This is a genomic window from Devosia sp. A369, assembly GCF_054489345.1.
This window is the reverse complement of the sequence record NZ_JBTMWV010000007.1, coordinates 120305-146871: the sequence shown is the minus strand read 5'-3', so window position 1 is coordinate 146871 and position 26567 is coordinate 120305. Positions and strand designations below refer to the sequence as shown.

Annotated in this window: 19 protein-coding genes; 17 read left to right on the top strand and 2 right to left on the bottom strand. The window is 64.4% G+C overall.

All coding sequences use genetic code 11. The features are described 5' to 3' along the window. Positions 1-38: 38 nt before the first annotated feature. The 8 genes from ACX3OZ_RS11320 (at position 39) to ACX3OZ_RS11285 (ending at position 9614) form a co-directional block, all read left to right on the top strand. A complete protein-coding gene (locus ACX3OZ_RS11320) occupies positions 39-1031 on the top strand; it encodes an ABC transporter permease (protein WP_459104524.1) in 993 nt (330 codons plus the stop codon). Between the two features lie 19 nt (positions 1032-1050). Then, positions 1051-2175 carry an ABC transporter permease gene (locus ACX3OZ_RS11315; protein ID WP_459104551.1) on the top strand — a complete coding sequence of 375 codons (1125 nt, stop codon included), beginning with the start codon at positions 1051-1053 and terminating at the stop codon, positions 2173-2175. Continuing rightward, positions 2150-3187, top strand: coding sequence for an ABC transporter ATP-binding protein (locus ACX3OZ_RS11310; protein ID WP_459104550.1), 1038 nt, complete (start codon positions 2150-2152; stop codon positions 3185-3187). The genes ACX3OZ_RS11315 and ACX3OZ_RS11310 overlap by 26 nt, the downstream gene beginning before the upstream one ends. Continuing rightward, entirely contained in the window at positions 3184-4242 is a 1059-nt protein-coding gene (locus tag ACX3OZ_RS11305) for an ABC transporter ATP-binding protein (RefSeq protein WP_459104523.1), read from the top strand. The genes ACX3OZ_RS11310 and ACX3OZ_RS11305 overlap by 4 nt, the downstream gene beginning before the upstream one ends. Continuing rightward, positions 4243-6114: a DUF2264 domain-containing protein gene (locus tag ACX3OZ_RS11300; RefSeq protein ID WP_459104522.1), complete on the top strand. Its 1872-nt coding sequence runs from the start codon at positions 4243-4245 to the stop codon at positions 6112-6114. Then, positions 6111-7121 (top strand): hydroxyacid dehydrogenase, encoded by a 1011-nt coding sequence (locus ACX3OZ_RS11295; RefSeq protein ID WP_459104521.1) that lies wholly within the window; start codon positions 6111-6113, stop codon positions 7119-7121. Before ACX3OZ_RS11300 ends, ACX3OZ_RS11295 begins: the two co-directional genes overlap by 4 nt. A gap of 201 nt (positions 7122-7322) precedes the next feature. Further along, positions 7323-8954 (top strand): acyltransferase, encoded by a 1632-nt coding sequence (locus ACX3OZ_RS11290; RefSeq protein ID WP_459095864.1) that lies wholly within the window; start codon positions 7323-7325, stop codon positions 8952-8954. A gap of 9 nt (positions 8955-8963) precedes the next feature. Then, complete coding sequence (locus ACX3OZ_RS11285; protein ID WP_459095865.1) at positions 8964-9614, top strand: ThuA domain-containing protein; 651 nt, start codon at positions 8964-8966, stop codon at positions 9612-9614. A 3-nt stretch (positions 9615-9617) separates the two neighbouring features. Here ACX3OZ_RS11285 and ACX3OZ_RS11280 read toward each other — a convergent pair whose 3' ends face one another. Beyond that, positions 9618-10328 (bottom strand): class I SAM-dependent methyltransferase, encoded by a 711-nt coding sequence (locus ACX3OZ_RS11280; protein ID WP_459095866.1) that lies wholly within the window; start codon positions 10326-10328, stop codon positions 9618-9620. A gap of 213 nt (positions 10329-10541) precedes the next feature. On the opposite strand from ACX3OZ_RS11280, the gene ACX3OZ_RS11275 reads away from it, so the two are divergent. Next, positions 10542-10766, top strand: coding sequence for a DUF2934 domain-containing protein (locus tag ACX3OZ_RS11275; RefSeq protein WP_459095867.1), 225 nt, complete (start codon positions 10542-10544; stop codon positions 10764-10766). A gap of 45 nt (positions 10767-10811) precedes the next feature. Here ACX3OZ_RS11275 and efp read toward each other — a convergent pair whose 3' ends face one another. Beyond that, positions 10812-11381: an elongation factor P gene (gene efp / locus ACX3OZ_RS11270; RefSeq protein ID WP_459095868.1), complete on the bottom strand. Its 570-nt coding sequence runs from the start codon at positions 11379-11381 to the stop codon at positions 10812-10814. A 127-nt stretch (positions 11382-11508) separates the two neighbouring features. On the opposite strand from efp, the gene epmA reads away from it, so the two are divergent. The 8 genes from epmA (at position 11509) to ACX3OZ_RS11230 (ending at position 26498) form a co-directional block, all read left to right on the top strand. Further along, entirely contained in the window at positions 11509-12567 is a 1059-nt protein-coding gene (epmA, locus tag ACX3OZ_RS11265; RefSeq protein ID WP_459104520.1) for an EF-P lysine aminoacylase EpmA, read from the top strand. A gap of 80 nt (positions 12568-12647) precedes the next feature. Then, positions 12648-13682: a lysine-2,3-aminomutase-like protein gene (locus ACX3OZ_RS11260; protein WP_459095870.1), complete on the top strand. Its 1035-nt coding sequence runs from the start codon at positions 12648-12650 to the stop codon at positions 13680-13682. A gap of 367 nt (positions 13683-14049) precedes the next feature. Then, positions 14050-15357, top strand: coding sequence for a hemolysin family protein (locus tag ACX3OZ_RS11255; RefSeq protein WP_459095871.1), 1308 nt, complete (start codon positions 14050-14052; stop codon positions 15355-15357). Positions 15358-15369: 12 nt separating this feature from the next. Further along, complete coding sequence (locus ACX3OZ_RS11250) at positions 15370-16404, top strand: Ldh family oxidoreductase (protein WP_459095872.1); 1035 nt, start codon at positions 15370-15372, stop codon at positions 16402-16404. 97 nt (positions 16405-16501) lie between these two features. Further along, entirely contained in the window at positions 16502-17698 is a 1197-nt protein-coding gene (locus ACX3OZ_RS11245; RefSeq protein ID WP_459104519.1) for an efflux RND transporter periplasmic adaptor subunit, read from the top strand. A 2-nt stretch (positions 17699-17700) separates the two neighbouring features. After that, positions 17701-19650 (top strand): MacB family efflux pump subunit, encoded by a 1950-nt coding sequence (locus ACX3OZ_RS11240; RefSeq protein WP_459104518.1) that lies wholly within the window; start codon positions 17701-17703, stop codon positions 19648-19650. Between the two features lie 621 nt (positions 19651-20271). Next, positions 20272-22152, top strand: a complete 1881-nt coding sequence (locus ACX3OZ_RS11235) for an autotransporter assembly complex protein TamA (RefSeq protein ID WP_459104517.1) — start codon at positions 20272-20274, stop codon at positions 22150-22152. Further along, positions 22152-26498: a translocation/assembly module TamB domain-containing protein gene (locus tag ACX3OZ_RS11230; protein ID WP_459095876.1), complete on the top strand. Its 4347-nt coding sequence runs from the start codon at positions 22152-22154 to the stop codon at positions 26496-26498. Before ACX3OZ_RS11235 ends, ACX3OZ_RS11230 begins: the two co-directional genes overlap by 1 nt. The last annotated feature ends 69 nt before the right edge of the window (positions 26499-26567 follow it).

Here is a 26567-nt window from a genome sequence, read left to right as displayed (position 1 = left end):
CCCCATGCTCACCAAGTTCTGACGAACAGGAGACGCCGATGCTGCGTTTCATTACCAGCCGGATGATCGCGATGGTGCTGACGATGTGGGCGGTGAGCTTTGTGGCTTTCGCCATCATCCAGCTGCCGCCGGGCGATTATCTGACCACCTATATGGCGATGCTGGCGGCCAATGGCGATCAGGTCGATCCGGCCCAGATCGAGGCGCTGCGCCAGCAATACGGCTTCGGCGAGCCGTACATCATCCAATATTGGAAATGGATCAGCGGCATTCTGCTGCGCGGCGATTTCGGGCAGAGCTTTGAATGGAAAGCGCCGGTGACGACGCTGATCTGGGGCCGGCTGGGCAATTCCATCCTGCTCGAAGGGCTGGCCGTCATCGTGATGTGGCTGGTCGCCCTGCCGATCGGCATCTATGCCGCCGTGCGCAAATATTCCCTCGGCGATTATCTCGCCACCATTGGTGGCTTTCTCGGCCTCGCCATTCCCAATTTCTTCTTCGCGCTGATCCTGATGTATCTCAGCTTCACCTGGTTCGGCCAAACCATTGGCGGGCTGTTCTCCCCCGAATTTGAGACGGCGCGCTGGAGCCCGGCCCGGGTCTGGGATTTCCTCAGCCATGCCTGGGCGCCGATCCTGGTGCTGTCGCTGGCCGGCACCGCCGAGCTGATCCGCATCCTGCGCGCCAATCTGCTCGATGAGCTGAAAAAGCCCTATGTGACCACGGCGCGGGCCAAGGGCCTGAGCGAGTTCCGCACCATCCTGAAATATCCGGTGCGGGTGGCGCTCAATCCGCTGATCTCGACCATTGGCTGGCTGCTGCCGGCACTGGTGTCGAGTTCGGTGCTGGTGTCGGTGGTGCTCAATCTGCCGACCACCGGGCCGCTGCTGCTGCGCTCGCTGACCAGCCAGGACATGTTCCTCGCCGGCGCCATCATCATGCTGCTGGGCATGCTGACGGTGATCGGCACGCTGATCAGCGATCTGCTGCTCGCCTGGATCGATCCCCGCATTCGCTACGGGAGCAAATAGACCAATGGCTATCAAAACCATGACGGATAACGTGCTGCCGACCCCGGTCATTCGCGCCAAGCGCGAAAGCCAGCTCGGGCTGATGTGGCGGCGCTTCAAACGGCACCGGCTGGCGCTGGTGAGCCTGTGGATCGTGATCGCGTTTTATCTGGTGGCGCTGCTGGCCGAATTTGTGGCCCCCACCGATCCGGGTGCCTATAGCGCGCGCTATACCTATGCGCCGCCACAGGGCATCCAGCTGATTTCCACCGCCGAAGACGGCTCGTGGCGGTTTGCCCCGCATGTGAATGGCTATGCCACCGAGATCGACCCCAAGGCGATGCGGCGGATTTTCGTCATCGATCCCGAGGTCGAAATCCCGGTGCAGTTCTTTGCCCCGAGCAAGCCCTATCTGCTGGCCGGCCTCATTCCGATGACGGTCAAACTCATCGGCGTCGCCGACCCGAAAACGCCCTTCTATGTGCTGGGCGCCGACCGGCTGGGCCGCGATCTGCTGAGCCGTCTGATCCATGGCACCCGCATTTCGCTGTCCATTGGTCTCGCCGGCGTCACGCTCAGCCTGTTCTTCGGCATCATCATCGGCGGCTTTGCCGGCTATTACGGCGGCTGGTTCGACAGCGCGGTGATGCGGGTGGTGGAGTTCATCCGCTCGATGCCGACGATCCCGCTGTGGCTGGGGCTGGCGGCGGCCCTACCCAAGGACTGGAGTGCGCTGCAAACCTATTTCGCCATCACCATCATTCTCAGCCTGATCGGCTGGACCGAGTTGGCGCGCGTGGTGCGCGGGCGCTTCCTGAGCCTGCGCACCGAGGATTTCGTCACCGCGGCGCAGCTTGATGGCGCCAGCGACTGGCGCATAATCACAAGGCATATGGTGCCCAGCTTCATGAGCCACATCATCGCGGCGGCGACTCTGGCCATTCCCGGCATGATCCTGGCGGAAACGGCGCTGAGCTTCCTCGGCCTCGGGCTACAGGCCCCCATCGTCAGCTGGGGCACGCTGCTGCAGGACGCGCAGAATATCCGCACCCTGGCCACCGCACCCTGGCTGCTGACCCCCGGCATCTGTGTGGTCATCATCATCCTGTCCATGAACTTTTTTGGAGACGGCCTCCGTGATGCCGCTGATCCCCATGGCCGCTAGTCCCATCCTCACCATCGCTGATATGTCCATCGTCTTCACCTCGCCCGACGAGCCCGATATCGAGGCGGTGCGGCAGGTCGATCTGACGCTGACGCCGGGCAAGACGCTGGCGCTGGTGGGCGAAAGCGGCTGCGGGAAATCCGTTACCGCCCGCGCCGTGCTGCGGCTGCTCGACAAGAATGCCAATATCCAGCGCGGCTCCATCGTTTACGCGCCGGCTGATGCCAAGCCCACCGATATCGTCCAGCTCAAGCAGGACAGCCTGCCGCTGCGGGCCATTCGGGGCAATCAGATCGCGATGATCTTTCAGGAGCCGATGAGCTCGCTATCGCCGGTGCACACCATTGGCGACCAGATCGACGAGATGATGGTGATCCATGAAGGGCTCAAGCCCAAGGAGGCGCGCGAACGCACCGTGGCGCTACTCGAACAGGTGGGCATTCCCGGCGCCCGCGAGCGGGCCGATGCCTATCCGTTTCAGCTCTCGGGCGGGCTGCGGCAGCGCGCCATGATCGCCATGGCGCTGGCCTGCACGCCAAAAGTGCTGATTGCCGACGAGCCGACCACGGCGCTGGACGTGACCACGCAGGCACAAATTCTCGACCTCTTGGCCCAATTGCAGGCGAATTTCGGCATGGCGATGCTGTTCATCACCCATGATCTCGGTGTGGTGGCCGAAATCGCCGACGAAGTGGCGGTGATGTATCTGGGCGATGTGGTGGAGCAGGGGAGCGTGTTCGACGTCTTCGCTGCCCCCAAACATCCCTATACCCAGGCGCTGCTGGCCTCGATTCCCAAAATGGCGCGCAAGGCCGAGCGGGTGCGGCTGTCGCCGATCCACGGCACGGTGCCCGCGCCCAAGGATCGGCCGACTGGCTGCGCCTTCACCAGTCGCTGCCCCTATGCCTTCGAGCCCTGCGCCACTGTCCGACCAGAACGCACCGAAATCGGGACAGGCCACCACGCGCGCTGCCATTTGCTGACGCGGCAAAATGCGGAGGCGGTGGCATGAGCCCGTTGCTGACCGTCGAAAACCTCTCCAAGCATTACGTGCTCAGCGGCGGCTGGTTCGGCCCCGAACGCCGGCTCGATGCGCTGACCGATATCAATCTGACGGTGGAAGCCGGAGAAACCCTCGCCATTGTCGGCGAAAGCGGCTGCGGCAAGACCACGCTGGGCCGCTGCATCATTCAGGCGCAATCCTCCGATGGCGGGCGGGTGGTCTATCACCCCAAATCCGGCGGGGACGTGGAACTGACCGCGCTCAAAAAGCGGGAGCTAAAACCCTGGCGGCAGGATATCCGCATGATCTTCCAGGACCCGATGAGCTCGCTCAATCCCAATATGCGGGTGTTCGATATCGTCGCCGAGCCGCTGCGCATCCACAAGATCTGCAAGGGCAAGGCGCTGGAGGAGCTGGTGCTGTCGACGCTGGAAAAGGTGGGCATCCCCGCCGAGGCGGTGGGGCGCTATCCACACGCGTTTTCCGGCGGGCAGCGGCAGCGCATCGGCATCGCCCGGGCGCTGGTGCTCGACCCCAAGCTGGTGATCGCCGACGAGGCGGTGTCGGCGCTCGACGTGTCGATTCAGGCGCAGGTACTTAACCTGCTGGAAGACCTCAAGGCCGAATTCGGCCTGACCTATATTTTCATCAGCCATGATCTGGGCGTGGTGAACTACATCGCCGACCGGGTGGTGGTGATGTATCTCGGCCATGTGGTGGAAAACGCGCCCACCGAGATGCTGTTTGAACGCCCGCGTCACCCCTACACCGAGCTGCTGCTCGAAGCCCTGCCGATCGCCGATCCGCTGCGGCGCAAGGGCCGCAAAAAGGAAGTCCGGGGCGAAATCCCCTATCTGGGCAATCGCCCGGTCGGCTGCCCATTCCACACCCGCTGCAAATATGCCGAGGACCGCTGCCGCAGCGAGCGGCCGGAACTGCGCCCGATCAACGGCACTGCCCAGCAGGCGGCCTGCCATTTTGCTGAAAAGCTTGACCTGAAGGGCGCCTATGCCGCGCCCGCCGTCGCCCCACAGATGACGCGTGAAAACGAGGATATCGCCTGAATGACTTATGATCCGGTGAGCGCTAATCCGTTGCATGGCAATCCGCTCAAGACCCGCGCCGATGTCGAAAAGGCGTTGCACGATTTGTTCAACCCGCTGCTGCCCTTCTTTTCGGAAGGCGCAGCGCGCGTGCGGCTCGACGGCGCCGGGGCGCATTTCGACCGCGCGGCGGCCGACCTTGAAGGCTTTGCCCGCCCGCTCTGGGGGCTGACCCCGCTGGCGGCCGGCGGCGGAAAATTCGACCATTGGGAACTCTATCGGCAAGGTCTCGCCAATGGCACCGATCCCGAGCATCCGGAATATTGGGGCACGGTGAATGCCACCGATCAGCGCATGGTCGAACTGGCGGCCATCGGCTTCACCCTGCGGCTGCTGCCGCATCTGGTGTGGGAGCCGCTGCCGCAACAGGCCAAGGACAATCTGGCCGCTTATCTCAAGCATGCGCGCCAGTTCGATTATGCCGACAATAACTGGAAGTTCTTCCGCATCCTGGTCGATCTGGGGCTGGAGGAGTGCGGCGTCGATTTCGACCGTTCGCTGACCGAGAAATATCTCGAGGAGCTGGATGGCTTCTATCTCGGCGATGGCTGGTATCGCGACGGCAATGTGCGGCGCGTCGACCACTACATTCCCTTCGCCATGCATTTTTATGGGTTGATCTACGCCAAGCTGGCCAAGGGCGATGAGAAGCGCGTCGCGGCCTACAAGGAGCGGGCCAAACTGTTCGCCAAGGATATCCGCCACTGGTTTGACGAAGATGGCGGTGCGCTGGCCTTCGGGCGGAGCCTGACCTATCGTTTTGCCTGCGGCGGCATCTGGGGCGCACTGGCCTTTGCCGATCTCGATGTGCTGCCTTGGGGCGAGATCAAGGGCCAGTATATGCGCCATCTGCGCTGGTGGGCCGACAAGCCGATCGCCGATCGCGATGGCGTGCTGTCGATCGGCTTCGGTTATCCCAACCTGTTCATGTCGGAGAGCTATAACTCGGCCGGCTCGCCCTATTGGGCGCTGAAAGCCTTCCTGCCACTGGCGCTGCCGGACGACCACCCCTTCTGGGCGGCCGAAGAGACGCCGGCCGAAGTCAGCAAGAAGCCGGTGCCGCTCAAGCATCCGGGCATGGTGATGATGCATACCCCGGGCAATGTGGTGGCGCTGTCAAGCGGCCAGCAGGTGCGGTTCGGGCGCGGCACCTGGCATATGCGGCAGGGGGCGGAGAAATACTGCAAATTCGTCTATTCCTCGCGCTACGGCTTTTCTGTCGAGTCCGATGACCGCGATTACGATAATGGCGCCTTTGACGGGGCGCTGGCCTTTTCCGACGACGGCATTCACTACCGCGTCCGCGAGGGCAATGAAGTCGCCCAGATCGCCGAGAATACGCTGTTCGGGCGCTGGAAGCCGTGGAGCGACGTCACCGTCGAAACCTGGCTGATCCCGGCCAATCTCTGGCATATCCGCGTTCACCGCATCACCACGCCGCGCGCGCTGCATGCCACCGAAGGCGGCTTCGCCATCGGCCGGGCGGACCTCAACGCCGACAGCTATATCGACGAAGCCGGCCGGGCCATCGCCAAGAGCGCAACCGATGTCAGCGCCATTGTCGATCTGGTCGGGCAGCGGGCCGGGCGGGCGCATCGGGCGCTGCCCAATACCAATCTCATCACCTCCAAATCCATCGTGCCGCAATTGCGCGGGGCAATCCCACCTGGGGAGACGCTGCTGGTGACGGCGGCGATGGCGCTGCCGGCCGGTGCCGAGGCCGAGGCGGCGCTAGGGCAAGTGCCCCATGCACCGGACATGGTGGCGCTGGAAGCCATGTTTGCCCGCGAGGGCATTGATGTCAGCGCCATTCTGGTGCCGGAGCGCGATTGATGCGACCAAAACTCGCCTTCGCCATGGCGGCGGACAAGACCCGACATGTGTTTGACGCGGCGGCGCTGGCCCGGCTGGCGCGGAGTTGCGATATCGTGCGGGCCACGCCGCTGGAAGAATTTTCCAGCGCCGAAGCCCGCGCCGTGCTGGGCGAAATCGACATTCTGGTGACCGGCTGGGGCTGCCCGATGCTGACGCCCGAGGTGATCGCCAACGCCAACAACCTCAAGCTGGTTGCCCATGCGGCGGGCACGGTAAAATTCACCGTCGACCCGGCGGTCTATGAGGCCGGGATCAGGGTGACCCATGCCGCCGACGCCAATGCGGTGCCGGTCGCCGAATTCACCCTGGCGGCGATCATCTTCGCCAATAAACGAGTGTTCGAACTACGCGACCGCTATCGCGCCGATCCGGCGCGGCGCACCACCTATGCGCTGATGGATGAGCGCATCGGCAATTATCACCGCACCATCGGGCTGGTCGGCGCGTCGCGCATCGGCCGCAGGGTGGCGCGCATGCTGCAGGGGCTCGACGTCACCGTGCTGATCAATGACCCGTTCATGGCGGCAGATGATCCGCTGCTGGCGCGGGCCGAACTGGTCGACCTCGATACGCTGATGGCCCGCTCGGATGTGGTGTCGGTCCACGCGCCGGCGCTGCCGTCTACGCAGGGCATGATCGGAGCCAAACAGCTCAAGCTGATGCAGGACGGGGCTGGGTTTATCAATACGGCGCGCGGCTCGCTGGTCGATGAAGCGGCGCTGATCGCCGAATTGCAGACCGGCCGCATTCACGCGGTGATCGACGTCACCGACCCGGAGATACCCGAAGCCAGTTCGCCGCTCTATAGTCTGCCCAATGTCTTCCTGACCCCGCATATCGCCGGCGCCGCCGGCACCGAAAGACTGCGGCTGGGAGAACTGGTCATCGCCGAAATCGAGCGTTTTGTCGGAGGGCAGCACATGGAATTCGAAATCGAACCAGCCCTGCTGGAGCGCTTGGCGTGAGGGGGATGTGGCGCGAGGGCGCCTCGTACTGGATGTCACCCTCCCCCTTGCGGGGAGGGTAGGGTGGGGGTGAGTCCCAAACGCCGAGCGTGCGGACGTATACCCCCTCCCGGCTCGATCACGGACTTAGCCAAGGCTAAGTCCTATCTCGCTGCTTTCCCCGCAAGGGGGAGGGTGAAGCCGGTGGGTGCGGAGAGACTAGTGGACAGTTTTCGACTATCAGACGACCCCGAGCACACCGCCCGGCTACAATTCCTCACCTGGGACCGCACCCAGGCCGACATCGACAGCCCCGAACATCGCGCCCGGCAAGCCCATCTGTCCCGGGTCGCCGGCGCACAGTTCCACCCCACCGCTTACGTCGCAGCCGAGGCCGCGATTTTCACCACCCATCTGGTGCTGGGCGAACAAAGCTGGATTGCCGGCCATGCGCTGGTGCGCGGCGACGTGGAGTTCGGCGCCCATACCACGATCAATCCCTATGCGATGATTTCGGGCCGAGTGCGCTGCGGCGACGGCGTGCGCATTGCCAGTCATGTCTCCATCGTCGGCTTCAATCACGGCTTTGATGATCCCAGCGTGCCGATCCACACGCAAAAGCACGAGACGCTCGGCATCACCATCGAAGACGATGTGTGGATCGGCGCCAACGCGGTGGTGCTCGACGGGGTCACCATCGGCAAGGGCGCAGTGGTCGCCGCCGGGGCGGTGGTGAGCAAGAATGTGCCGCCACTGGCCATCGTCGGCGGCGTGCCGGCCAAACTCGTACGCTATCGCGGTCAATCCGCCACCAGCGACGTCACCGGGGCCTTGGTCCGGCTCGGCGACGCAGCAGCCGCGCAATGGCCAGCGATTTTGGCAAGCCATCGCCAGGGCAACGACTACGTGTCGCGCGAAGCCGATGGCACCGTCCGGCGCAGTGCCCGGCATCGCAATGACGCCATCGAGATCGCTGCGGGCTTTGGCGCGCTGCCCGAAGGGCTGGATGTGGCCGCCACCCTTGCCGAATTGCAGGCGCTGCAGGACCCCATCACCGGGCTGTTCCCCGATCCCAAACAGCCCCCAGCACCGGGCGAAGCGGTGCGCGACAATGGCTTGGCGCTCTACAATGTGCTCTCGGTCGGCTACGCCATCGAGCTGCTGGGCGGCCAGCCTCTGCACAAGATTGCTGCCGTCGAACTCGGCGCCAACGCGCTCTGCGACTGGCTGGAAGGGCTGACCTGGCGCAGCCGCGCCTGGGGCGCTGGCGCGGCCGTCGATGCCATCGGCACGGCGCTCTATTTCAACGCCCGCTATTTTACCACCGGCCGGGCGCGGGAAATCCTGTTCGGCTGGCTGGCCTTGCATCAGGACCGGGCGACCGGCCTCTGGGGCTCACCAACCCTAGCCGAAGGGCTGCTACAGCCAGTCAACGGCTTCTATCGGCTGACCCGCGGCACCTATGCCCAGTTCGGCCTGCCGGTGCCCAATGCCGAGCGGGCCATTGACTCAGTGCTTCTGAATTATCGCAATTATGGCGGCTTTGCCGGCCCGACCTATACTGCGTGCAATCTGCTCGACACCATCCACCCGCTGCTGCTCTGTCTCAAGCAGACCGACCATCGCCGCGCCGAGGCCGACGCCATCGCCCGCGCCATCATCCAGCGGGCCGAGCAGCGCTGGATCACCGACCAAGGCTTCGCCTTTGCCGATGGGCAGGCGCCGAGCCTGCAAGGCACCGAAATGTGGCTGTCGGTGGTGCATCTGGCCGCTGACCTGCTTGGCCTGGCCGACAAATTCGCCTTCGTACCCAAGGGCGTGCATCGGACGCGCGCCGTGGGCTTGGGGCTGTGAGGATTGACGATGAATAGTACAAAAAAAGCCCTGGTGGTCTGGGGCGGCATGGAACTGCACACGCCCGAACGCGGGGCGCAGGTGGTGCGCGAACTGTTGGAAGCCGAAGGCTTTGCTGTCACCGTGACGCCGGATTATGACGCGCTCGGTGCCGACGATGTCGGCAGCAATGACCTGGTGGTGCCGGTCATCACCGACGGGGTGCTGGCGCCAGAAAAAATGGCCAAGCTGATCACTGCGATCCGCGCTGGCACCGGGCTGGCCGGCTATCACATGGGCTTGGCCACCAGCTTCCGTTCCAGCGTGCCGTTCCGCTATGCGGCGAGCTGCTACTGGGTACAGCATCCGGGCAATATCATCACCTATCGGGTCGACGTGACCGACAGCAGCCACCCGATCATGGCCGGCATCGACAGCTTCGAGCACACCTCCGAGCAATATTATCTGAACTACGACCCGGCGGTGGACGTGCTGGCGACCACGGTATTTTCCGGCGAATTCCACCCCTGGCGCAAGGACGTAGTGATGCCGGTGGTGTTCACCACCATGCATGATCAGGGCCGGGTGTTTTACTCCTCGCTCGGGCATACAGCCGACGAGCTGCGCAGCGGCCCCGTCCGCGAAATCCTGCGGCGCGGGTTGCTCTGGGCAGCGCGCTGAGCGCTACTGCGCCCCTCGCTGCCGCAACACTTCGGACTCCGGCAGCGCATTGGCATAGCCCAATTCCCGATTGGCCCGGGCCCAGAAGCTGGGATGCACCCGGTCGAGCAGGCTGGGATCATCAGGCAGCAACCCCAGCCGCCCGCGCGTCGCCGCATCCAGATACAGCACCGCATTCTGCCGATACCAGGCCGGAATGGCCTCGTCGGTCCAGATGGCCGGGCGCACCACATCGTGGGCGGTGTAGCCATGGCCGGCGAAGCGCGCGGCCCACCAGCTCGGCCATTGCTCGTTGAGATGGCCGACGCCGCCCTGGCCGGGAATGGCGGCGCTGAACAGAATGGCCGGCGCCAGCGCCACCAGATCGGCGACAAAGCTGTCGGCTCGGCCGGGCGTCAAGTGCTCGCCCACCTCCAGCGATAGCACCAGCTCGACGCGCGGGCCGGCAAAGCGCTGCTCCAGATCCTGCGCCACAAACTCGATCGCCGGATTGTCGAGCATGGCCGGGGTGACCCAATCGCCCTCGATGCCGAAACCGGTGGCCGCCCCGTCGGCCAAGGCTGCGGCCAGCCAGGTGCCAGTGCCGCAGCCGATATCGGCGACATGGCGGCGCGGCAGGCCCGGCGGCAGCGCGCCGAGGATGCGGCTGGCGGCGTGAGCGGTGTGCAGGCGGCGGTTTTCGTAGAAATTGGCGGGGTAGAGCGAGGCGGACATCGGCAGGCCACTCGGTGATTGCCGGCTGAGCCTATGCCGGGCGGATGCGGCAGGCCAGATCAATTCGGGGGAACCATGCAGGGCAAGCAGTCGTTGCTGAGGGTGCCCCGGTGCCGAGCGGCGGAGCCTGGGGTGCTGCCGATATGGCTTGCCCGGCGTGGCCCGCCAAATGGGCCGCCCGGCTCTGCTGCCGCGTTTTGACCGGTCGGGGCGATGCGTAAAAACAGCGAAGTGGCCGAGAGGCTGCGGCAGACAGCCTATTTTTTATGGGAGCAGGATGGACGGCCCCAAGACCGCTCGTTCCACTATTGGCTGCGCGCCAAGGAGATGCTGCTGCGCGAGCTGGCCTATGACAAATGGCTGGCCGACGGCACCCCGATTGGGCGCGCCGACGAGCATTGGCACGATGCGGCCGGGGAAATTGACGAGCCGAAATAGCAACGGGCCCCGCAGGGCCCGTTTTTTGATCGCTGAGGCTAAGCCTCAGTCCTTGGCGCGTTCCACATAGGAATTGTCTTCGGTCAGGATCACGATGCGGGTGCCGGCGCCGATATGGGGCGGGACCATGACGCGCAGGCCGTTATTGAGCACGGCAGGCTTGTAGGAGGACGACGCCGTCTGGCCCTTGACCACCGGCTCGGTCTCGACAATCTCGAAGCTCAGGCGCTGCGGCAGTTCCATGGCAATGGCGTTGCCTTCAAAGGTCTTGAGCGACACCTTCATGCCATCGGTCAGATAGGCCTTCTGGTCGCCGACCACGTCTTCCGGCACGGTGATCTGCTCGTAGCTCACCGGCTCCATGAAGTGGTGGCCTTCGCCGTCCGAATAGAGATAATCATATTCGCGCTCGTCGACATCGGCCTTTTCGACCATTTCGACGGTGCGCCAGCGGCCGACCACCTTCACGCCATCCGACATGCGGCGCATGTTGACGTTGGTGATGGAGTTGCCCTTGCCGGGGTGGACGTTTTCTGCGGTCAGGATGATGTGCAGATTGCCGTCCTGTTCGACGACATTGCCCTTGCGCAGCGACGAGGCGATGACCTTGACCATTATTCTTCCTTGTTCGTATCGGTGGCGCGTCGTAGAGGCAGGGCCGTCCCGCGCGCGAAATAGGCTTTCGTGCGCCAACTATCCTATCTCGGCGAAAATCGCCAGCCCGGCCGTCATATAAGGTCACATGAGCAGCACCCCGTCTCATTCCGCATCGCCCTGGTGGACGCCTTCGGTCCATGCCGATCGCCGCCCGATCCTGCTGGCGCGCGCCCGCATCGAGGCGCGCATTCGGCTCTATCTGGCCGAGCAGGAGTTTTTGCTGGTCGATCCGCCGGCGCTGCAGCGCTCGCCGGGCAATGAGACCCATCTGCACGCCTTCAAGACCGAGATGATCGGCAATGACGGGGCGGGCCAAGCGATGTATCTGCACACCTCCCCCGAATTCACCATGAAAAAGCTGCTGGCCGCCGGCGAGCAACGCATCGCCAGCCTCGGCCATGTCTGGCGCAATCGCGAGCGCAGCGCGCTGCATCACCCCGAATTTACCATGCTGGAATGGTATCGGGTGGGCGAAGCCTATGATGCGGTGATTGGAGACTGCATGGCCCTGCTGCGCCTCGCCGCCGAAACCACCGGGGCAAGAACCCTGCGCTATCGCGACTGGGAATGCGATCCCTTCGTCACCCCAGAACGCCTGAGCGTGGTCGACGCCTTTATGCGCTATGCCGGCATCGATCTGCTGGCCAGCATGGACAGCGACGGCGTCACCGATGGCGAGGCGCTGGCCGCCCAGATGCTGGCGCAGGGGCTGGCGGTGCCCGAGGATCGCAGCTGGAGCTATCTGTTCAGCCTGATCCTCTTTGAAAAGGTCGAGCCGCAACTCGGCAATGGCCGCATCACCGTGCTGGACCGCTATCCGGCCGCCGAAGCCGCCTTGGCGCGGCGGGCCGCCGATGATCGCCGCGTCTCCGAGCGCTTCGAGCTTTATGCCTGCGGCGTCGAGCTGGCCAATGGCTTTGGCGAATTGACCGACGCCGCCGAGCAGCGCCGACGCTTCGCCGCAGAAATGGCCGAAAAGCAGCGCATCTATGGCGAGCAATACCCGCTGGACGAGGATTTTCTGGCGGCGCTAGAGCTGATGCCGGAAGCCAGCGGCGTGGCGCTGGGCTTTGATCGCCTGGTCATGCTGGCGACGGGTGCGCCCCGGATCGAGGCGGTGCTGTGGGCACCGGTAGCGGAATGAGCATTTTGGACAGCGCAGACATCGCAGATGCTTTCCCGAACGCGATCGAACCCCCTCGCCCCTCAGGGGAGAGGGTTGGGGTGAGGAGTGCCGCGCTCAAAACCGTCGCCGATCTCGTCGCCGCCGGCCTGAGCAATGGCGAAAACCTCGAAGCCGTCGCCCAAAAATACGCCATCGCCATCACCCCGGCGATCACCGCGCTGATCGACCCCACCGACCCCGATGACCCCATCGCCCGCCAATTCGTCCCCGACCCGCGCGAACTGATCACCACGCCGGACGAGCGCATCGACCCCATCGGCGACCTGACCCATTCGCCGGTGGAAGGCATTGTGCATCGCTATCCCGACCGGGTGCTGCTGAAAGCCGTGCATGTCTGCCCGGTCTATTGCCGCTTCTGTTTCCGCCGCGAAATGGTCGGCCCGCAGGGGCTGGGCACGCTGACCGCCGCCGAGCTGGACGCGGCCATCGCCTATATCTCCGATCACAGCGAAATCTGGGAAGTGATCCTCACCGGCGGCGATCCGCTGGTGCTGTCGGCGCGCCGGCTGCGCGAGATCATGGCGCGGCTGGCCGGCATCGACCACGTCAAAATCATCCGCTTCCACACCCGCGTGCCGGTGGTGCAGCCCGAGCGGGTCGATGCCGAAATGGTCGCGGCGCTGCGCTCCAGCGGCAAGACCACCTATCTGGCGGTCCATGCCAATCATCCGCGCGAATTCACGCAAGCTGCCAAGGCGGCGATGGCGCTGCTGGTCGACAATGGCATCGTGCTGCTCAGCCAGTCGGTGCTGCTCAAGGGCATCAACGATAGTGTCGAAACGCTCGCCGCGCTGATGCAGGCCTTCGTCGAAAATCGCGCTCGCCCGTATTATCTGCACCACCCCGATCTGGCCCCCGGCACCAGCCATTTCCGCCTCAGCATCGAAGAGGGCCAGGCGCTGGTCACCGCCTTGCGTGGGCGCATTTCCGGCCTCGCCCAGCCGACCTACATCCTCGACATCCCCGGCGGCTACGGCAAAGCCGATATCGGCGCCAGCCCGATTGCCGGCAGCGACGGGTGCTTTACCGTGCGCGACTGGCAGGGCCAGGAACACGCCTACCCACCGAAATAAAGTGCTGCCCTCCGCGAGCCCGATCTGGTCCCTCCCCCTTGAGGGGAGGGGTGTTTATCTAGACCGCGGCTCACAAACCGCTGCGCTGGTGGCATGAAGCTATCGGTTCTTGCCCTCCCTCCCCCTTGAGGGGAGGGCCGGGGTGGGGGTCGGCTTGGTGGCCCCCGATGGACCCCCACCCTCAATCCCTCCCCTCAAGGGGGAGGGAGGCGAAGAAACCGAAACGTTGGGCAAGTCCAAACTTGACGCGGGAATGGCATCCGCGCTCACTCCCCACACCATTTCCGTTTGCCCCCAGCCCCGTGCTAGAGAGAACGCCCGTCTCAAAAGCTGCGTCACCCTTGCCATGAATGCCCCGATTGCAATCTTGCTGCTGCTGGCCCTGATCGGGATCAGTGTCATCATCGCCCTGTCTGAAATTGCCTTTGCTGCGGCGCGCGAGGTCCGCATTCGCGCCCTGGCCGAAGCCGGTAACAAGAAGGCGCTGCGTTTCGTGGCGCTGCGCGCCAATGCTGGCGATGTGCTGACGGCGCTGCAGATTGCCACCAACGCGGTGTCGATCCTGGCCGGTACACTGGGCGAGGATGCATTGGGGCCGATGTTCCGCGCCGGGCTGATGGCCATTGGCGTCGAGGCCGGCCTGGCTCGCATTATCGGCTCGGTGCTGGCCTTCTGCCTCGTCACCGGCGCCTTTGTGCTGTTTGCCGATCTGACGCCGAAGCGGGTGGCGATGCTGGTGCCGGAAAAGGTGGCGCTGTCCATCGTCTGGTTCCCCGAACTGGCGGTCAAACTGCTGAAACCCCTGGTCTGGCTGTTCGGCAAGCTGTCCGATGTGCTGATCAACATGCTGCATCTCGAGCCCAAGTCGCATGAGGATGAGGTGACGGCCGAGGATTTCCGCATGATCCTGGCCGGCGGCGCCGCCTCGGGCGTGCTGATGAAAAACGAATATCGGCTGATCGAAAACGTGCTGGCGCTGGAGCTGCGCAGCGTCACCTCGGTGATGACCATCCGCGAGGATATCGTCTATCTCGACCTGACCGACTCGCTGGAAGTGCAGCAGGACAAGGTGCGGCGGCGGCCGTTTTCGCACTACCCGATCTGCGATGGCGGCATCGATAGCGTGATCGGCTGCGTGCGGGCCGAGGACGTGCTGGCCACCGTCATGGAGCGGCCCGAGCAGGTGGATTTCCTCAAGGCGCGGCGCGATGTGCTGTCGGTGCCCGATACGCTCAACGTCTGGGAAGTGCTGGCCGAATTCCAGGCGCAGAGCACCGGCTTTGCCCTGGTGGTCAGCGAATATGCGCTGGTGGTGGGCGTCGTCACCTTCAAGGATTTGATGGGCGCGCTGATGCTGGGGCTGGCCAATCCGTTCGAGGAGCAGTCCATTCTCAAGCGCGACGACCAGAGCTGGCTGATCGACGGCATGGCGCCGTTTGTCGATGTGACGCGGACGCTCAATATCAAGAAGCTGGCCCCCGAAGCCGCCTATGAAACCATTGGCGGCTTCATCGTGCATCGGCTGCGCCGCGCGGCGCGCAAGGGCGACAAGGTGGAAGCCGCCGGCTATGTCTTCGAGGTGGTCGACGCCGACAAGATGCGGCTCAATCAGCTGCTGGTGACCAAGGCCTCGAGCAAGCTGCGCGGCGGCGCCGAGCGCCGGGTCGCCCCCTAAGGAGGATAGGTTTTGGACAGTTCGGCGAAGCTATTTCCGGTACAATTGCTGGAAACCAAAGTCGCGGCGGCGCTGCGGCAGGCCGGGGCCAGCGAGGCGTCGCTGATGGCGGCGACCCGGGCGATGCTGCATGCCTCGCTGGTGGGGGTGGACAGCCATGGCGTGCGGCTGACCGAGCATTATTGCAACATGCTGGCCGGTGGCCGGCTCAACAAAGACCCGCAGCTCAAGGTCAATATCACCGCCGCGGGCAGTGCCATGGTCGATGGCGATGACGGGCTGGGCCATTATGCGGCCTATAAAGCCGTCGAAGTCGGCATCGAACTCGCCCAACAGGCCGGCGTCGGCGCGGTGGGCATTGCCCATTCCTCCCATCTGGGCGCGGCGGGGGCCTATGCGCTGGCCGGGGCCGAGCGGGGCTTTGTCACCTTCGCCACCACCAATACCGATTCCATGGTGGCGCTGTTCGATGGCGCGCAGCGCTTCCACGGCACCAATCCGCTGGCCTTTGCCGCGCCGGTGCCTGATAGCGCGCCCTGGCTACTCGACATGGCGACCTCGTCGATTCCGATGAACCGGGTGCTGCTGCACCGCTCGCTCGGGCTCGAACTGCCGGCCGGCATTGCCGCCGACAAGGATGGGCATCCGGCCACGGACCCCAATGTGGTGGATATGCTGCTGCCGCTGGGCGGGGCCGATTATGGCTATAAGGGCGCGGCTCTGGCCGGGGTGGCGACTTTGTTCTCGGCGCTGCTGACCGGCACCACGCTGGATAGCGATTTCATCCCGATGTATGGCGGCGACGACGTGTCCACGCCGCGCAATATGGGCCATTTCGTGCTGGTCATCGATCCCGGCAAATTCGTTGGCCGCGAGCTGTTCGGCCTGATGATCACTCGCTATCTGGCCAGCCTGCGCAGCGCCGCCGTGCGCCCCGGCGCCGAGCGCGTCATGGCCCCGGGCGATCGCGAATGGGAAGAAAAAGCCCGCCGACAGGCCGAAGGCGTGCCGGTCGACCCCGATACGATCCGCTTTCTGGGGCTCTAGCCTCACGCATCCGTTCCCAACCTTACCAAGTCCTAACGTGAACGCAGCGTCGCAACGTATTATCGTGCGACGAACGGAAATGCGGAGTGCGGACGGCTTGAAGAGTTTGGCAAAATGGCTGGTGGCGTTGCTCGTGCTGGGGGGCGTCGGGCTTGGCGCGTGGTGGTATTTCCTCGCCGCGCCCAAGGCGGCGACGTTGCCCAGCACGGTGGTGGTCGGGCGCGGCAATATCGAGCAGACGGTGCTGGCCTCGGGCGTGCTGGAGGCCAATTCGCTGGTCAGCGTCGGCGCCGAAGTGTCGGGCCGCATCGAGGCCGTGCATGTGGTGCTGGGGCAGGACGTCAAGAAAGGCGATCTGATCGTCGAGATCGACAGCCTCGATCAGGAAAACGCCATCAAGACGGCGCAGGCCGTGCTGGCCGGCATCCAGGCGCAGCAGCGCAATCAGCAGGCCAGCCTGCTCAAGGCGCAAGCGGCGCTGGCGCGCAGCACCCAGCTCAGCGCCAATAGCCTCGTTTCGCAAACCGATCTCGAAACCGCGCAGGCGGCGGTGGATTCGGCGCAGGCGCAGATCGACCAGCTTGATGCGCAGATCGCCCAGTCCCAGCTCAGCGTTGAATCGGCCGAGCTCAACCTCGCCCGCACCCGCATCGTCGCCCCCAGCGCCGGCACCATCGTGGCGCTGCTGGTCGATGAGGGCCAGACCGTCAATGCCAGTTCCGCCATTCCCACCATCGTCAAGATCGCCGATCTCGACACCATGGTGATCAAGGCCGAAATTTCCGAGGCCGATGTGGTGCGCGTCGCGGCCGGGCAGCGGGTGTATTTCACCATTCTGGGCGAGCCCGATCGCAAGATCGACGCCACTCTGCGCGAGGTCGAGCCAGCCCCGACCTCGATCAGCTCGGACACGGCGTCGACCGACAGCGCGGTCTATTACAACGGGTTGTTCGACGTGCCCAATCCCGATCACCGGCTGCGCATTTCGATGACAGCGCAGGTGACCATCGTGCTCGACGAGGTCGAGGATGCGCTGGTGCTGTCCTCCGGTCTGGTGACGCGCAGGGACCCCCAGGGCAATGCCATGGTGGCGGTCTATGATCCGGCGACCGAACAGATCGAACCACGCAAAATCGAAATCGGCCTCAACAACAATGTCATGGCCGAAATCAAAAGCGGGCTCAGCGAGGGCGAGCAGGTGGTCAGCGGGGGCGCCCCGGCCCTGCGCCAGGGCGGCCAGGCGGGTGGCGGCGGTGCGCGCTTTGGCGGCCCCGGCCTGCGCATCGGCGGCTGACCGTGACAGACCCCATCATCTCGCTGCGTGGCTTGAGCCGCAGTTTCCAGACCGGCGCCGAGGCGGTGACCGTGCTCAAGGATGTCGATCTCGATATCCATCAGGGCGAGCTGGTCGCCATTATCGGTCAGTCCGGCTCGGGCAAGTCGACGCTGATGAATATCCTCGGCTGTCTCGACCGGGCCACCTCCGGCACCTATAAATTTGCCGGCCAGGAGGTCAGCAAGCTCGGCCCCGATGCGCTGGCCGAGCTGCGCCGCGAGCATTTCGGCTTCATCTTCCAGCGCTATCAGCTGCTCGCCGATCTCGATGCGGTGGGCAATGTGGAAATGCCGGCGATCTATGCCGGGGTCGATGGCGCGGCGCGGCGGCAGCGGGCGATCGATCTGCTGACAAGGCTGGGGCTGGGTGATCGCCTGACCCACCGGCCCAATGCCCTCTCGGGTGGTCAGCAACAGCGCGTCAGCGTGGCGCGGGCGCTGATGAATGGCGGCGAGGTGATCCTCGCCGATGAGCCCACCGGGGCGCTGGATTCGCGCAGCGGCAAGGAGCTGATGGCGCTGCTCGGCGAATTGCATCGCGACGGCCACACCATCATCATCGTCACCCATGATCCGCTGATCGCGGCGCAGACCCAGCGCGTCATCGAGATTTCCGACGGCCAGATCATCGCCGACCGGCGCAATAGCGACGCTACCCGATCCGACCGCACCAACGACCCCATCCGCCGCATCGCCCGCTGGCGCGAAGGCTTTGATCGCGGCGCCGAAGCCTTGCGCATGGCGCTGCGGGCCATGGTGGCGCACAAGCTGCGCACCTTCCTCACCATGCTCGGCATCATCATCGGCATCGCCTCGGTGGTCAGCGTCGTGGCGCTGGGGCAGGGCAGTCAGCAGACCGTGCTGGAAAACATCGCCTCCATCGGCACCAACACCATCAATATCTATCCGGGCAGCGGCTTTGGCGACCGGCGCAGCAATCGCATCCAGACCCTGTTGCCCTCCGACGCCGAGGCGCTGGCCAGCCAGCCCTATGCCGACAGCGTCTCGCCGCAGGTCTCCGCCAATGCCACGGTGCTGTATCGCAGCACCTCGTCCAATGCCTCCATCACGGGGGTCGGCGAAGGCTATTTCCAGGTCAATGGCCGGACCTTCGCGCAGGGCGTCGGCTTCAACGACACCAGCATCACCCAGCGCACACAGGAAGCGGTGATCGACGGCAATGCGCGCGACGCCATTTTCATCAATGGCGAGGACCCGATCGGGCAGGTCATCATGCTGGGCAAGGTGCCGGTTCGGGTGATTGGCGTGGTGGAAAATGTCACCGGCTTCGGGCCCGGCGGCAACAGCGCCAATGTCTATGTGCCCTATACCACGGCGATGGATCGCATTCTGGGCGTGTCCTATCTCGGCTCCATCGCCTTGCGGGTGAGCGATGATTTCGACATGGCCCAGGCCGAGGCCGAAATCACCGAATTGCTGACCCGGCTGCATGGCGGCAAGACCGATTTCTTCCTGCAGAACACCGCCACCATCCGCGACACCATCCAGTCGACCTCGGCCACGCTGACGCTGCTGATTTCCACCATCGCCGTGATCTCGCTGGTGGTGGGCGGCATCGGGGTGATGAACATCATGCTGGTCAGTGTCTCCGAGCGCACCAAGGAGATCGGCATCCGTATGGCCGTCGGTGCCCGCCGCGGCGACATCATGCGGCAATTCCTCACCGAGGCGGTGCTGGTGTGCTTTGTCGGCGGCGCCGCCGGCGTCGGTCTGAGCTTCGGCCTCGGCCACGCGCTCACCCTGCTGGTCGAGGGCGCTCGGCTCAGCTACTCCACCGAATCGATCCTGCTCGCCATCGCCTCCGCCAGCCTGATCGGCGTGGTCTTCGGCTTCATGCCAGCCCGGTCGGCAGCACGGATGGACCCGGTGGAAGCATTGGCGCGGGAGTAATCTGGGGGCCTACAGGGTGGTTGGGATGAGATCTTCTTTCGTCCTGATCATCCGCTGAGTTTCCAGTCGACACCCTCCCCCTTGCGGGGAGGGATCAAGGGTGGGGGTCGGCTAGCCTCGATCATCGGGGCTCTCGCACCCCCTCCCGGCTCGATGACGGAGTTAGCAAGGGCTAACTCCTATCTCGCTCTCCCTCCCCGCAAGGGGGAGGGTGACACCGTGGCTGTGGCTCCTCTTTCTTCCCTTCTCCCCTTGAGGGAGAAGGTGCCCGAAGGGCGGATGAGGGGTCGCTTTAATTGGCCTCAAAGCATGGGCACCCGCCGCCCCTCACCCCATTCTTCCGTCGAACGCCCCCAGCGTTGCCCATCCGCCACTCCGCCCGCCGCATCGTCCCCCGCCACCCTCGCCAAACTTGTGCCACCTGCGCCCCCACCCTAAACTCGACATGATGTGATCGCTTTGTGATCGAGCGAGCCATGTCGGCGCAGTCGGGGCGGAAGGTGTTTAACCAAATCTTCTATTCTGATGGAATAATTTATGCTTCTGCCTCAGATGGTTGAAGCGTAACGGGCGGGAATTAGTCCACTGCATATCGCGCGGTTAGTAACGAGTATTGGCGCTTTGTGCGTTGCCACGGCCGGTCTGGGCCTGGCGACGATGCCGGCGCTCGCGTTTGAAATTTTTGGCCTCAAGCTGTTCGAGGACCAGAGCGAGATCGATGCGGAGGCGGTGATTACCGATCCGCAGCCCTACACAGTCAGCATCACCGTCAACGCCACCGGCACGGTCGAAACCGCCGTGCGCAACGCTTCGGCGCTGCTCGCCGACGAGGCCGAGCCGGCCTCGGGCGCGGCGGGTTTGCTGGCCAAGGCGCGGGGCGATTATCGCCGCATCATCGCGGCGCTCTACAATGAAGGCCATTACGGCGGCACCGCCAGCATTCGCGTCGGTGGCGTCGAAGCGGCCAATCTGCCGCCCGATATCGATCTGCCCGATCCGGTGGATGTGGCCATCGTGGTCGATCCGGGTCCGCTATTCCATTTCAATAGCGTCAATATCGTCAATCAGGCGCTGCCGACTTCCGACCCCGACGATCAGGTCGATCCGCCCTTGAGCCGCGGTTTCGGCAGTGGTGAAGTCGCCCGCTCGTCGGTGATCCTCGCCGCCGAACAGTTGACGCTCGAAGCCTGGCGCCAGCAGGGCCACGCCAAGGCGGTGATCCTCAGCCGTGACGTGGTGGCCGATCACGCCACCAACACCGTCGACGTCACCATCACGGTCAATCCCGGCCCGCGCGCCGCGTTTGGCGCGGTGACGGTGACCGGCACCGAGAATATGGACCCCGACTTCGTGCGCCGGCAGACCGGCCTGACCGAGGGCGAGGAATATGATCCCGATGAGCTGAAGCTGGCGCAAAAGCGCCTCGACCGCTTGGAAGTGTTCCGGGCGGCGCGGCTTGAAGCTGCCGACGACATCGGGGCTGACGGGCTGCTGCCGTATAATCTGATCGTGCAGGAACTGGCCGGACGGCGCTTCGGCGTTGGCGCCACCTATTCCAGCATCGATGGGCTGGGGCTTGAGGCCTATCATCTGTGGCGCAATCTGTTCGGCCAGGCCGAGCGACTGCGGCTCGACGCCAAGGTGGCCAGCATTGCCTGGCCAATCGACACGACGCAGTTCGACTATTTCTTCGGTGGCACCTTCACCAAGCCGGGCGTCTTCACCCCCGACACCGATTTCGTCGCGTCGGTCTCGGCCGAGCGCACCATCTATCCGACCTATACCGAAACCTCGGCTGCGGGCCGGGCCGGGCTGACCCATATTTTTTCCGATGAGATCAGCTTCGAGGGCGGGGCGCAGTTCGAAATCAACCGCTTCGACGACGCCTTTGGCACGCGCGACTTCAAGACGGCCGGGCTCTATTCCGGCGCGGTGCTGGATTTCCGCAACGACAAGGTCAATGCCACCCAGGGCTGGTATCTGGCCGGCACGCTGGACCCGTTCTACGAATTCCATTTCGGCAATGCCGGGGTGCAGGCGACCGTCGAGGGCCGTACCTATTTCGGCTTTGGCGAAGACGATCCCTATGTGCTGGCGGCGCGCTTCAAGGCGGGCGTGCTGGTGGGGCCGGACCTGGCCGAAATCCCGCCCGACAAGCTGTTCTTTGCCGGCGGTGGCGGCTCGGTGCGCGGCTATGGCTTTAAATCCATCGGCGTCGATGACGGCATGGGCAAGGTGACCGGCGGGCGCTATCTGCTCGAAGCCTCGCTCGAAGCCCGCGCCAAGGTCACCAATGATATCGGCGTGGTCGGCTTCGTCGATGGCGGCTATGTGGCGGCCGACGTGTTCCCGAGCATTGACGACCTGCGCATCGGCGCGGGCGTCGGCGTGCGCTATTTCACCGGGTTGGGGCCGCTGCGGCTCGATCTGGCATTGCCGCTCAACAAGCGGGCCGGCGACCCCGATTATGCCATTTATGTCGGCATAGGGCAGGCATTCTGATGATGCGTTTATCCGCAAAGCCACGGCGGCTGCTGATCGCCGGTCTGGTACTATTGGGGCTGGCCGTGCCGGCCGTTATCGTCGCGCAGGATGTGCTGACGATGGACAACCAGGAACAGAAAGACTGGCTGACCAGCTTTGTCGAGGAACGCCTGTCGACCCCCGAGCGGCAGATCCGGCTCTCCAATATCGACGGTATTCTCGGCTCCGACGTGTCGGTGCGCCAGATCACCATTTCGGACACCGAAGGGGTGTGGCTGCAGGTCAATAACGCGACGCTGAACTGGAATCAGGCAGCGCTGTTTTTCGGCCGGCTCGAAGTCAAATCGCTCAAGGCCGACTCCATCGACTACCTCCGCAACGCGATGCCGGCCGAAACCGGCGTCGACCTGCCGGCGCCCGAAGCCGGTGGCGGTTTTGCCATCCCCGAATTTCCGGTCGCGGTCATTCTCGAAGAGCTGAGCATTCCCTCGGTGAGTTTCGGCGCTTCGGTGTTCGGACTGGCGGCGGAAGTCTCGCTTGTCGGTGCGCTGACGCTGGACGGTGGCAACCTCGATACCAGTCTCGATATCGAGCGGCTCGATGGGCCGGGCGGTACGCTCAAACTGGCAGCAAACTACCAGCATGCTGCAAGCACGATCTTGCTGGATCTGGCCCTGGTGGAGCCGGAAAATGGCGTCATCGCCAATCTGCTCAACATCGAAAATCGCCCGGCGGTGACGCTGACGCTGAACGGTAGCGGCCCGGTCACCGAGCTGCGCACCGAGCTGGCGCTCGCCGCCAATGGCCAGACCGCGCTCTCCGGCGTGGCGACGATCAACCAGCAATCCGCTGGCATCGCTGTCGCCGCCGATCTGCGTGGGCCGCTAGCGACGCTGATCGCCGAGCCCTATCGCCCCTTCTTCGGCGCCGAAACCGCCTTGTCCGCCAATGGCTTGCTCCGCACTGGCGGTGGCATCACCCTCAATCAGCTCAAGCTGACCGGCGGGCAATTGGCACTCGACGCCGCCGCCGAAATCACCCCGGACAACTTCCTCAAGGCGCTCAAACTCGATGCCGTGATCGCCGATACGGCTGGCAATCCGGTGATCTTGCCGGTTCCCGGTAGCGCGACAAAGCTAGCCGATGGTCAGCTGCATATCGATTTTGGCAGTGACGGTTCGGAGAACTGGACCTCCACGGTCGCGGTCAATGGCTTCGCCATGCCGGGCTTTGCCGCCCAAAAACTCGATTTCAGCATTGGCGGCATTGCTGCCAATCTTGCTGACCCTTCCAGCCGCCGCGTAACCTTCAATGGCGACGGCGCGCTGACTGGTATCGACGCCGACGAAGCGGTCGAAGCCGCGCTGGGCGACAGCATCGGTTTGGGCGTTGCCGGGCTGTGGAATGCCGGTTCGCCCATCGAGCTGGCGCAGTTGCGCGTAGCCGGCGGCGTGCTCTCGGCTTCGCTGTCGGGCCTGCTCGATGGTCTTGATTTTGCAGGCGATATTGACCTGCAGACCGCCAGCATCGCGCCGTTTTCGTCGCTGGCTGGCCGCGATCTGACAGGCCAATTGGCGCTCAAGGCCAATGGCCGGATCATGCCGCTGAGCGGTGGCTTCGACCTGACTTTGGATGGCACCGGCACCGATCTGGCCATTGCCGACGACGTCGTGGACCGCCTGCTGACCGGCGACGTCGCCGTCTCCGGCCGGATCGCGCGCACCGAAGTTGGCCTCAGCGCCGACGCCTTCCGCATCGCCAATGATCAGGTTCAACTCAACGCAAATGGCAGCTATTCCAACGCGTTAGCCGATTTCCTGTTCAGCGTCGACCTCGCCGATCTGGCGCTGCTCTCTGACGAAGCCAGCGGTAAACTCTCCATCATCGGCACCGCCAAAGGCGCCGACAGTGTCATCGATCTCAAGCTCGACGCCACTGTCCCTACCGGCACTTTGGCCGACCGCAGCCTGCGCAATGCGGCGCTGGGTTTCGCCGGCCGCTACAATATTGATCGCCTCGACGGCAAGCTCAGCGGCGCCGCCGATCTCGACGGCCATCGCGCCAGCCTGGGCGGCGACGTCACCGTTGATGTCACCGGACAGGCGCTGCGCAATCTCGATTTCGCCGTCGCCGGCACCAGCATTCGCGGTGGGGTAACCCGCACCGGCGACACCGGCCTGCTGAACGGCAATCTCACCGCCGTGTCGCCCGATATCGCTGTGGCCGCCGCGCTGGCGCTGCTCGATGCGCGCGGCGCGATCAATGCCGAAATCATTCTGGCCGGCGTCGAAGACAAGCAGGGCGCCAGCGTCCGTGCCGACGTTAAGGGCTTGGTGGTCAACGACAATATTCGTGTTGGTTCGGCTGACATCCAGGCGGCGGTCGGCGATCTGTTCGGCGTGCCGATGGTCGATGGCACCGCCAATGCGCGCAATGTCGCTGCCGCCGGCGTCGAGATTGCCACCCTCACCGCCAAGGCCAATCAGAGTGGCGATACCACGGCTTTCGATGCGCAGGCCGCGCTAACGCTGGGCACCAATATCGACGTGGCCGGTTCGCTGACCCCGATTGCCAATGGCTATCGGCTGGGGCTGGATCGGGCGCAATTGCAGCAGGGGCAGTTGTCCGCCCGGCTGGCGCAGCCCACCGTTTTGCAGGTGGCCGGCAGCAATGTCGCCATCGACAATGTGCGCTTCGATGTGGGCTCGGGCTCGATCACCGCCTCTGGCTCGGCCGGCGATGTGCTTGATATTGCACTCGATATTACGGCGCTGCCGCTCAATATCGCCAATACCATCATGCCCGAATTGGGGCTGGCCGGCACCATCAATGGCCGCGCCACCGTCTCGGGCACTGGCGCCGATCCGCGCGTTGCCTTCGAGGCGCGCGCCGATGGCGTCAACGCCGCTGCCATCAAGGAATTCGGCATCGCACCCATCGGCGCCACGGCCAGCGGCAGCTTCAGGGACAATGCGGTGACGCTGTCGGCGCTCAGCGCCAATGGGGCCGGCGGGTTGACCATCACCGGATCCGGCACAGTGCCGCTCAGCGGCGGCGGTCTGGCCGTTGCTGTCAAGGGTTCGGCGCCGCTGGTGCTGGCCAATCGCTTCGTCGCCGAGCGCGGCGGCCAGTTCAGCGGTACGGCCAATCTCGACGCCCGCGTCAGCGGCAGTATCGCCAGCCCGCAATTTGCCGGTACGGTGACGACCAGTGGTTCGGGCTATACCGATCCCGAACTCAATCTGCGCCTGCAGAACATCACCGGCTCGGCGAGCCTGAGTGGCACCAGCCTGGTGATCAACAGCCTCAACGCCGGCCTCTCCACCGGTGGCAGCGTCTCGGCTTCCGGCAGCGTGGGTCTCACCGGCGGTTTCCCGGCAGACATTCGCGTGGTGGCCAATTCGGCGCGTTATGCCGATGGCACGATGTTCGTCGCCACGGTGTCCGGTGGGCTGGCGCTGACCGGCAACCTCACCGGTTCACCCTTGCTGGCCGGCACGCTCAATGTCGAAAAAGCCGATATCACCATTCCCGATAATCTCGGCGGTGGGGCCGAGCTGGTTGATGTGCGCCATCGCAACGCCCCAGCCAGCGTCAACCAGACCCTGGCGCGCGCCAAGGTGGATCAATTCACCAACGCGCCGACTCCACAGACGCGTCCGAGCGGGTTGCTGCTCGACCTGACGGTCAATGCGCCCAACCAGATTTTCATTCGCGGCATGGGGCTCGACGCCGAAGTGGGCGGCTCGGTGGTGCTCAAGGGGCCAGTCAACAATATCCAGCCGGTGGGCGGCTTCTCGCTCAATCGCGGGCGGCTGTCGATTTTGGGGCAGCGGATCAATTTCCAGTCGGGCACGGTGACCTTGGTCGGCGATCTCGATCCATTCATCGATTTCCTTGCCACCACCGAGGGGCAGGACATCACGGTCAATGTGATCGTGCAGGGCCGCGTCTCCGATCTGCGCATCGAATTCGGCTCCAGCCCGCAAATGCCGCAGGATGAAGTGCTGGCGCGGCTGCTATTCAATCGCTCGATGGGCGAGCTGTCGCCGATGCAGTTGGCCAAGCTGGCCGGCGCAGCAGCCGAGCTGGTGGGCGGTGGCGGCAATAGCTCGCTGATGGACAGTATTCGCGGCGCGGCGGGCCTCGCCGATCTCGATCTGGTCACCGACGACAAGGGCAATGCCGCTGTGCAGGCAGGCACCTATCTCGATGACAATATCTATCTGGGCGTCACCGCTGGCGCCAATGGCCAGAACAAGGTGACGATCAACCTCGACGTGACCAACGACCTCAAGGTCACCGGCGCGGCCGGACAGGACGGCAATTCCAGCCTCGGGGTGTTTTATGAGCGGGATTATTAGGGTCTGGTGAGTTTTGGGCTTCGTCTTGGGAGCTTGCCCCACTCAAGGCCGGGATGACACCGCGTTTAG

Excerpts from the sequence above, each read along its gene's own strand:
- epmA (WP_459104520.1), top strand. The coding sequence starts at position 11,509 with ATGAGCAGCACCCCGTCTCATTCCGCATCGCCCTGGTGGACGCCTTCG.
- ACX3OZ_RS11300 (WP_459104522.1), top strand. The coding sequence starts at position 4,243 with ATGACTTATGATCCGGTGAGCGCTAATCCGTTGCATGGCAATCCGCTC.
- ACX3OZ_RS11285 (WP_459095865.1), top strand. The coding sequence starts at position 8,964 with ATGAATAGTACAAAAAAAGCCCTGGTGGTCTGGGGCGGCATGGAACTG.
- ACX3OZ_RS11275 (WP_459095867.1), top strand. The coding sequence starts at position 10,542 with ATGCGTAAAAACAGCGAAGTGGCCGAGAGGCTGCGGCAGACAGCCTAT.
- ACX3OZ_RS11305 (WP_459104523.1), top strand. The coding sequence starts at position 3,184 with ATGAGCCCGTTGCTGACCGTCGAAAACCTCTCCAAGCATTACGTGCTC.
- efp (WP_459095868.1), bottom strand. The coding sequence starts at position 11,381 with ATGGTCAAGGTCATCGCCTCGTCGCTGCGCAAGGGCAATGTCGTCGAA.
- ACX3OZ_RS11310 (WP_459104550.1), top strand. The coding sequence starts at position 2,150 with ATGCCGCTGATCCCCATGGCCGCTAGTCCCATCCTCACCATCGCTGAT.
- ACX3OZ_RS11230 (WP_459095876.1), top strand. The coding sequence starts at position 22,152 with ATGATGCGTTTATCCGCAAAGCCACGGCGGCTGCTGATCGCCGGTCTG.
- ACX3OZ_RS11280 (WP_459095866.1), bottom strand. The coding sequence starts at position 10,328 with ATGTCCGCCTCGCTCTACCCCGCCAATTTCTACGAAAACCGCCGCCTG.
- ACX3OZ_RS11315 (WP_459104551.1), top strand. The coding sequence starts at position 1,051 with ATGACGGATAACGTGCTGCCGACCCCGGTCATTCGCGCCAAGCGCGAA.
- ACX3OZ_RS11320 (WP_459104524.1), top strand. The coding sequence starts at position 39 with ATGCTGCGTTTCATTACCAGCCGGATGATCGCGATGGTGCTGACGATG.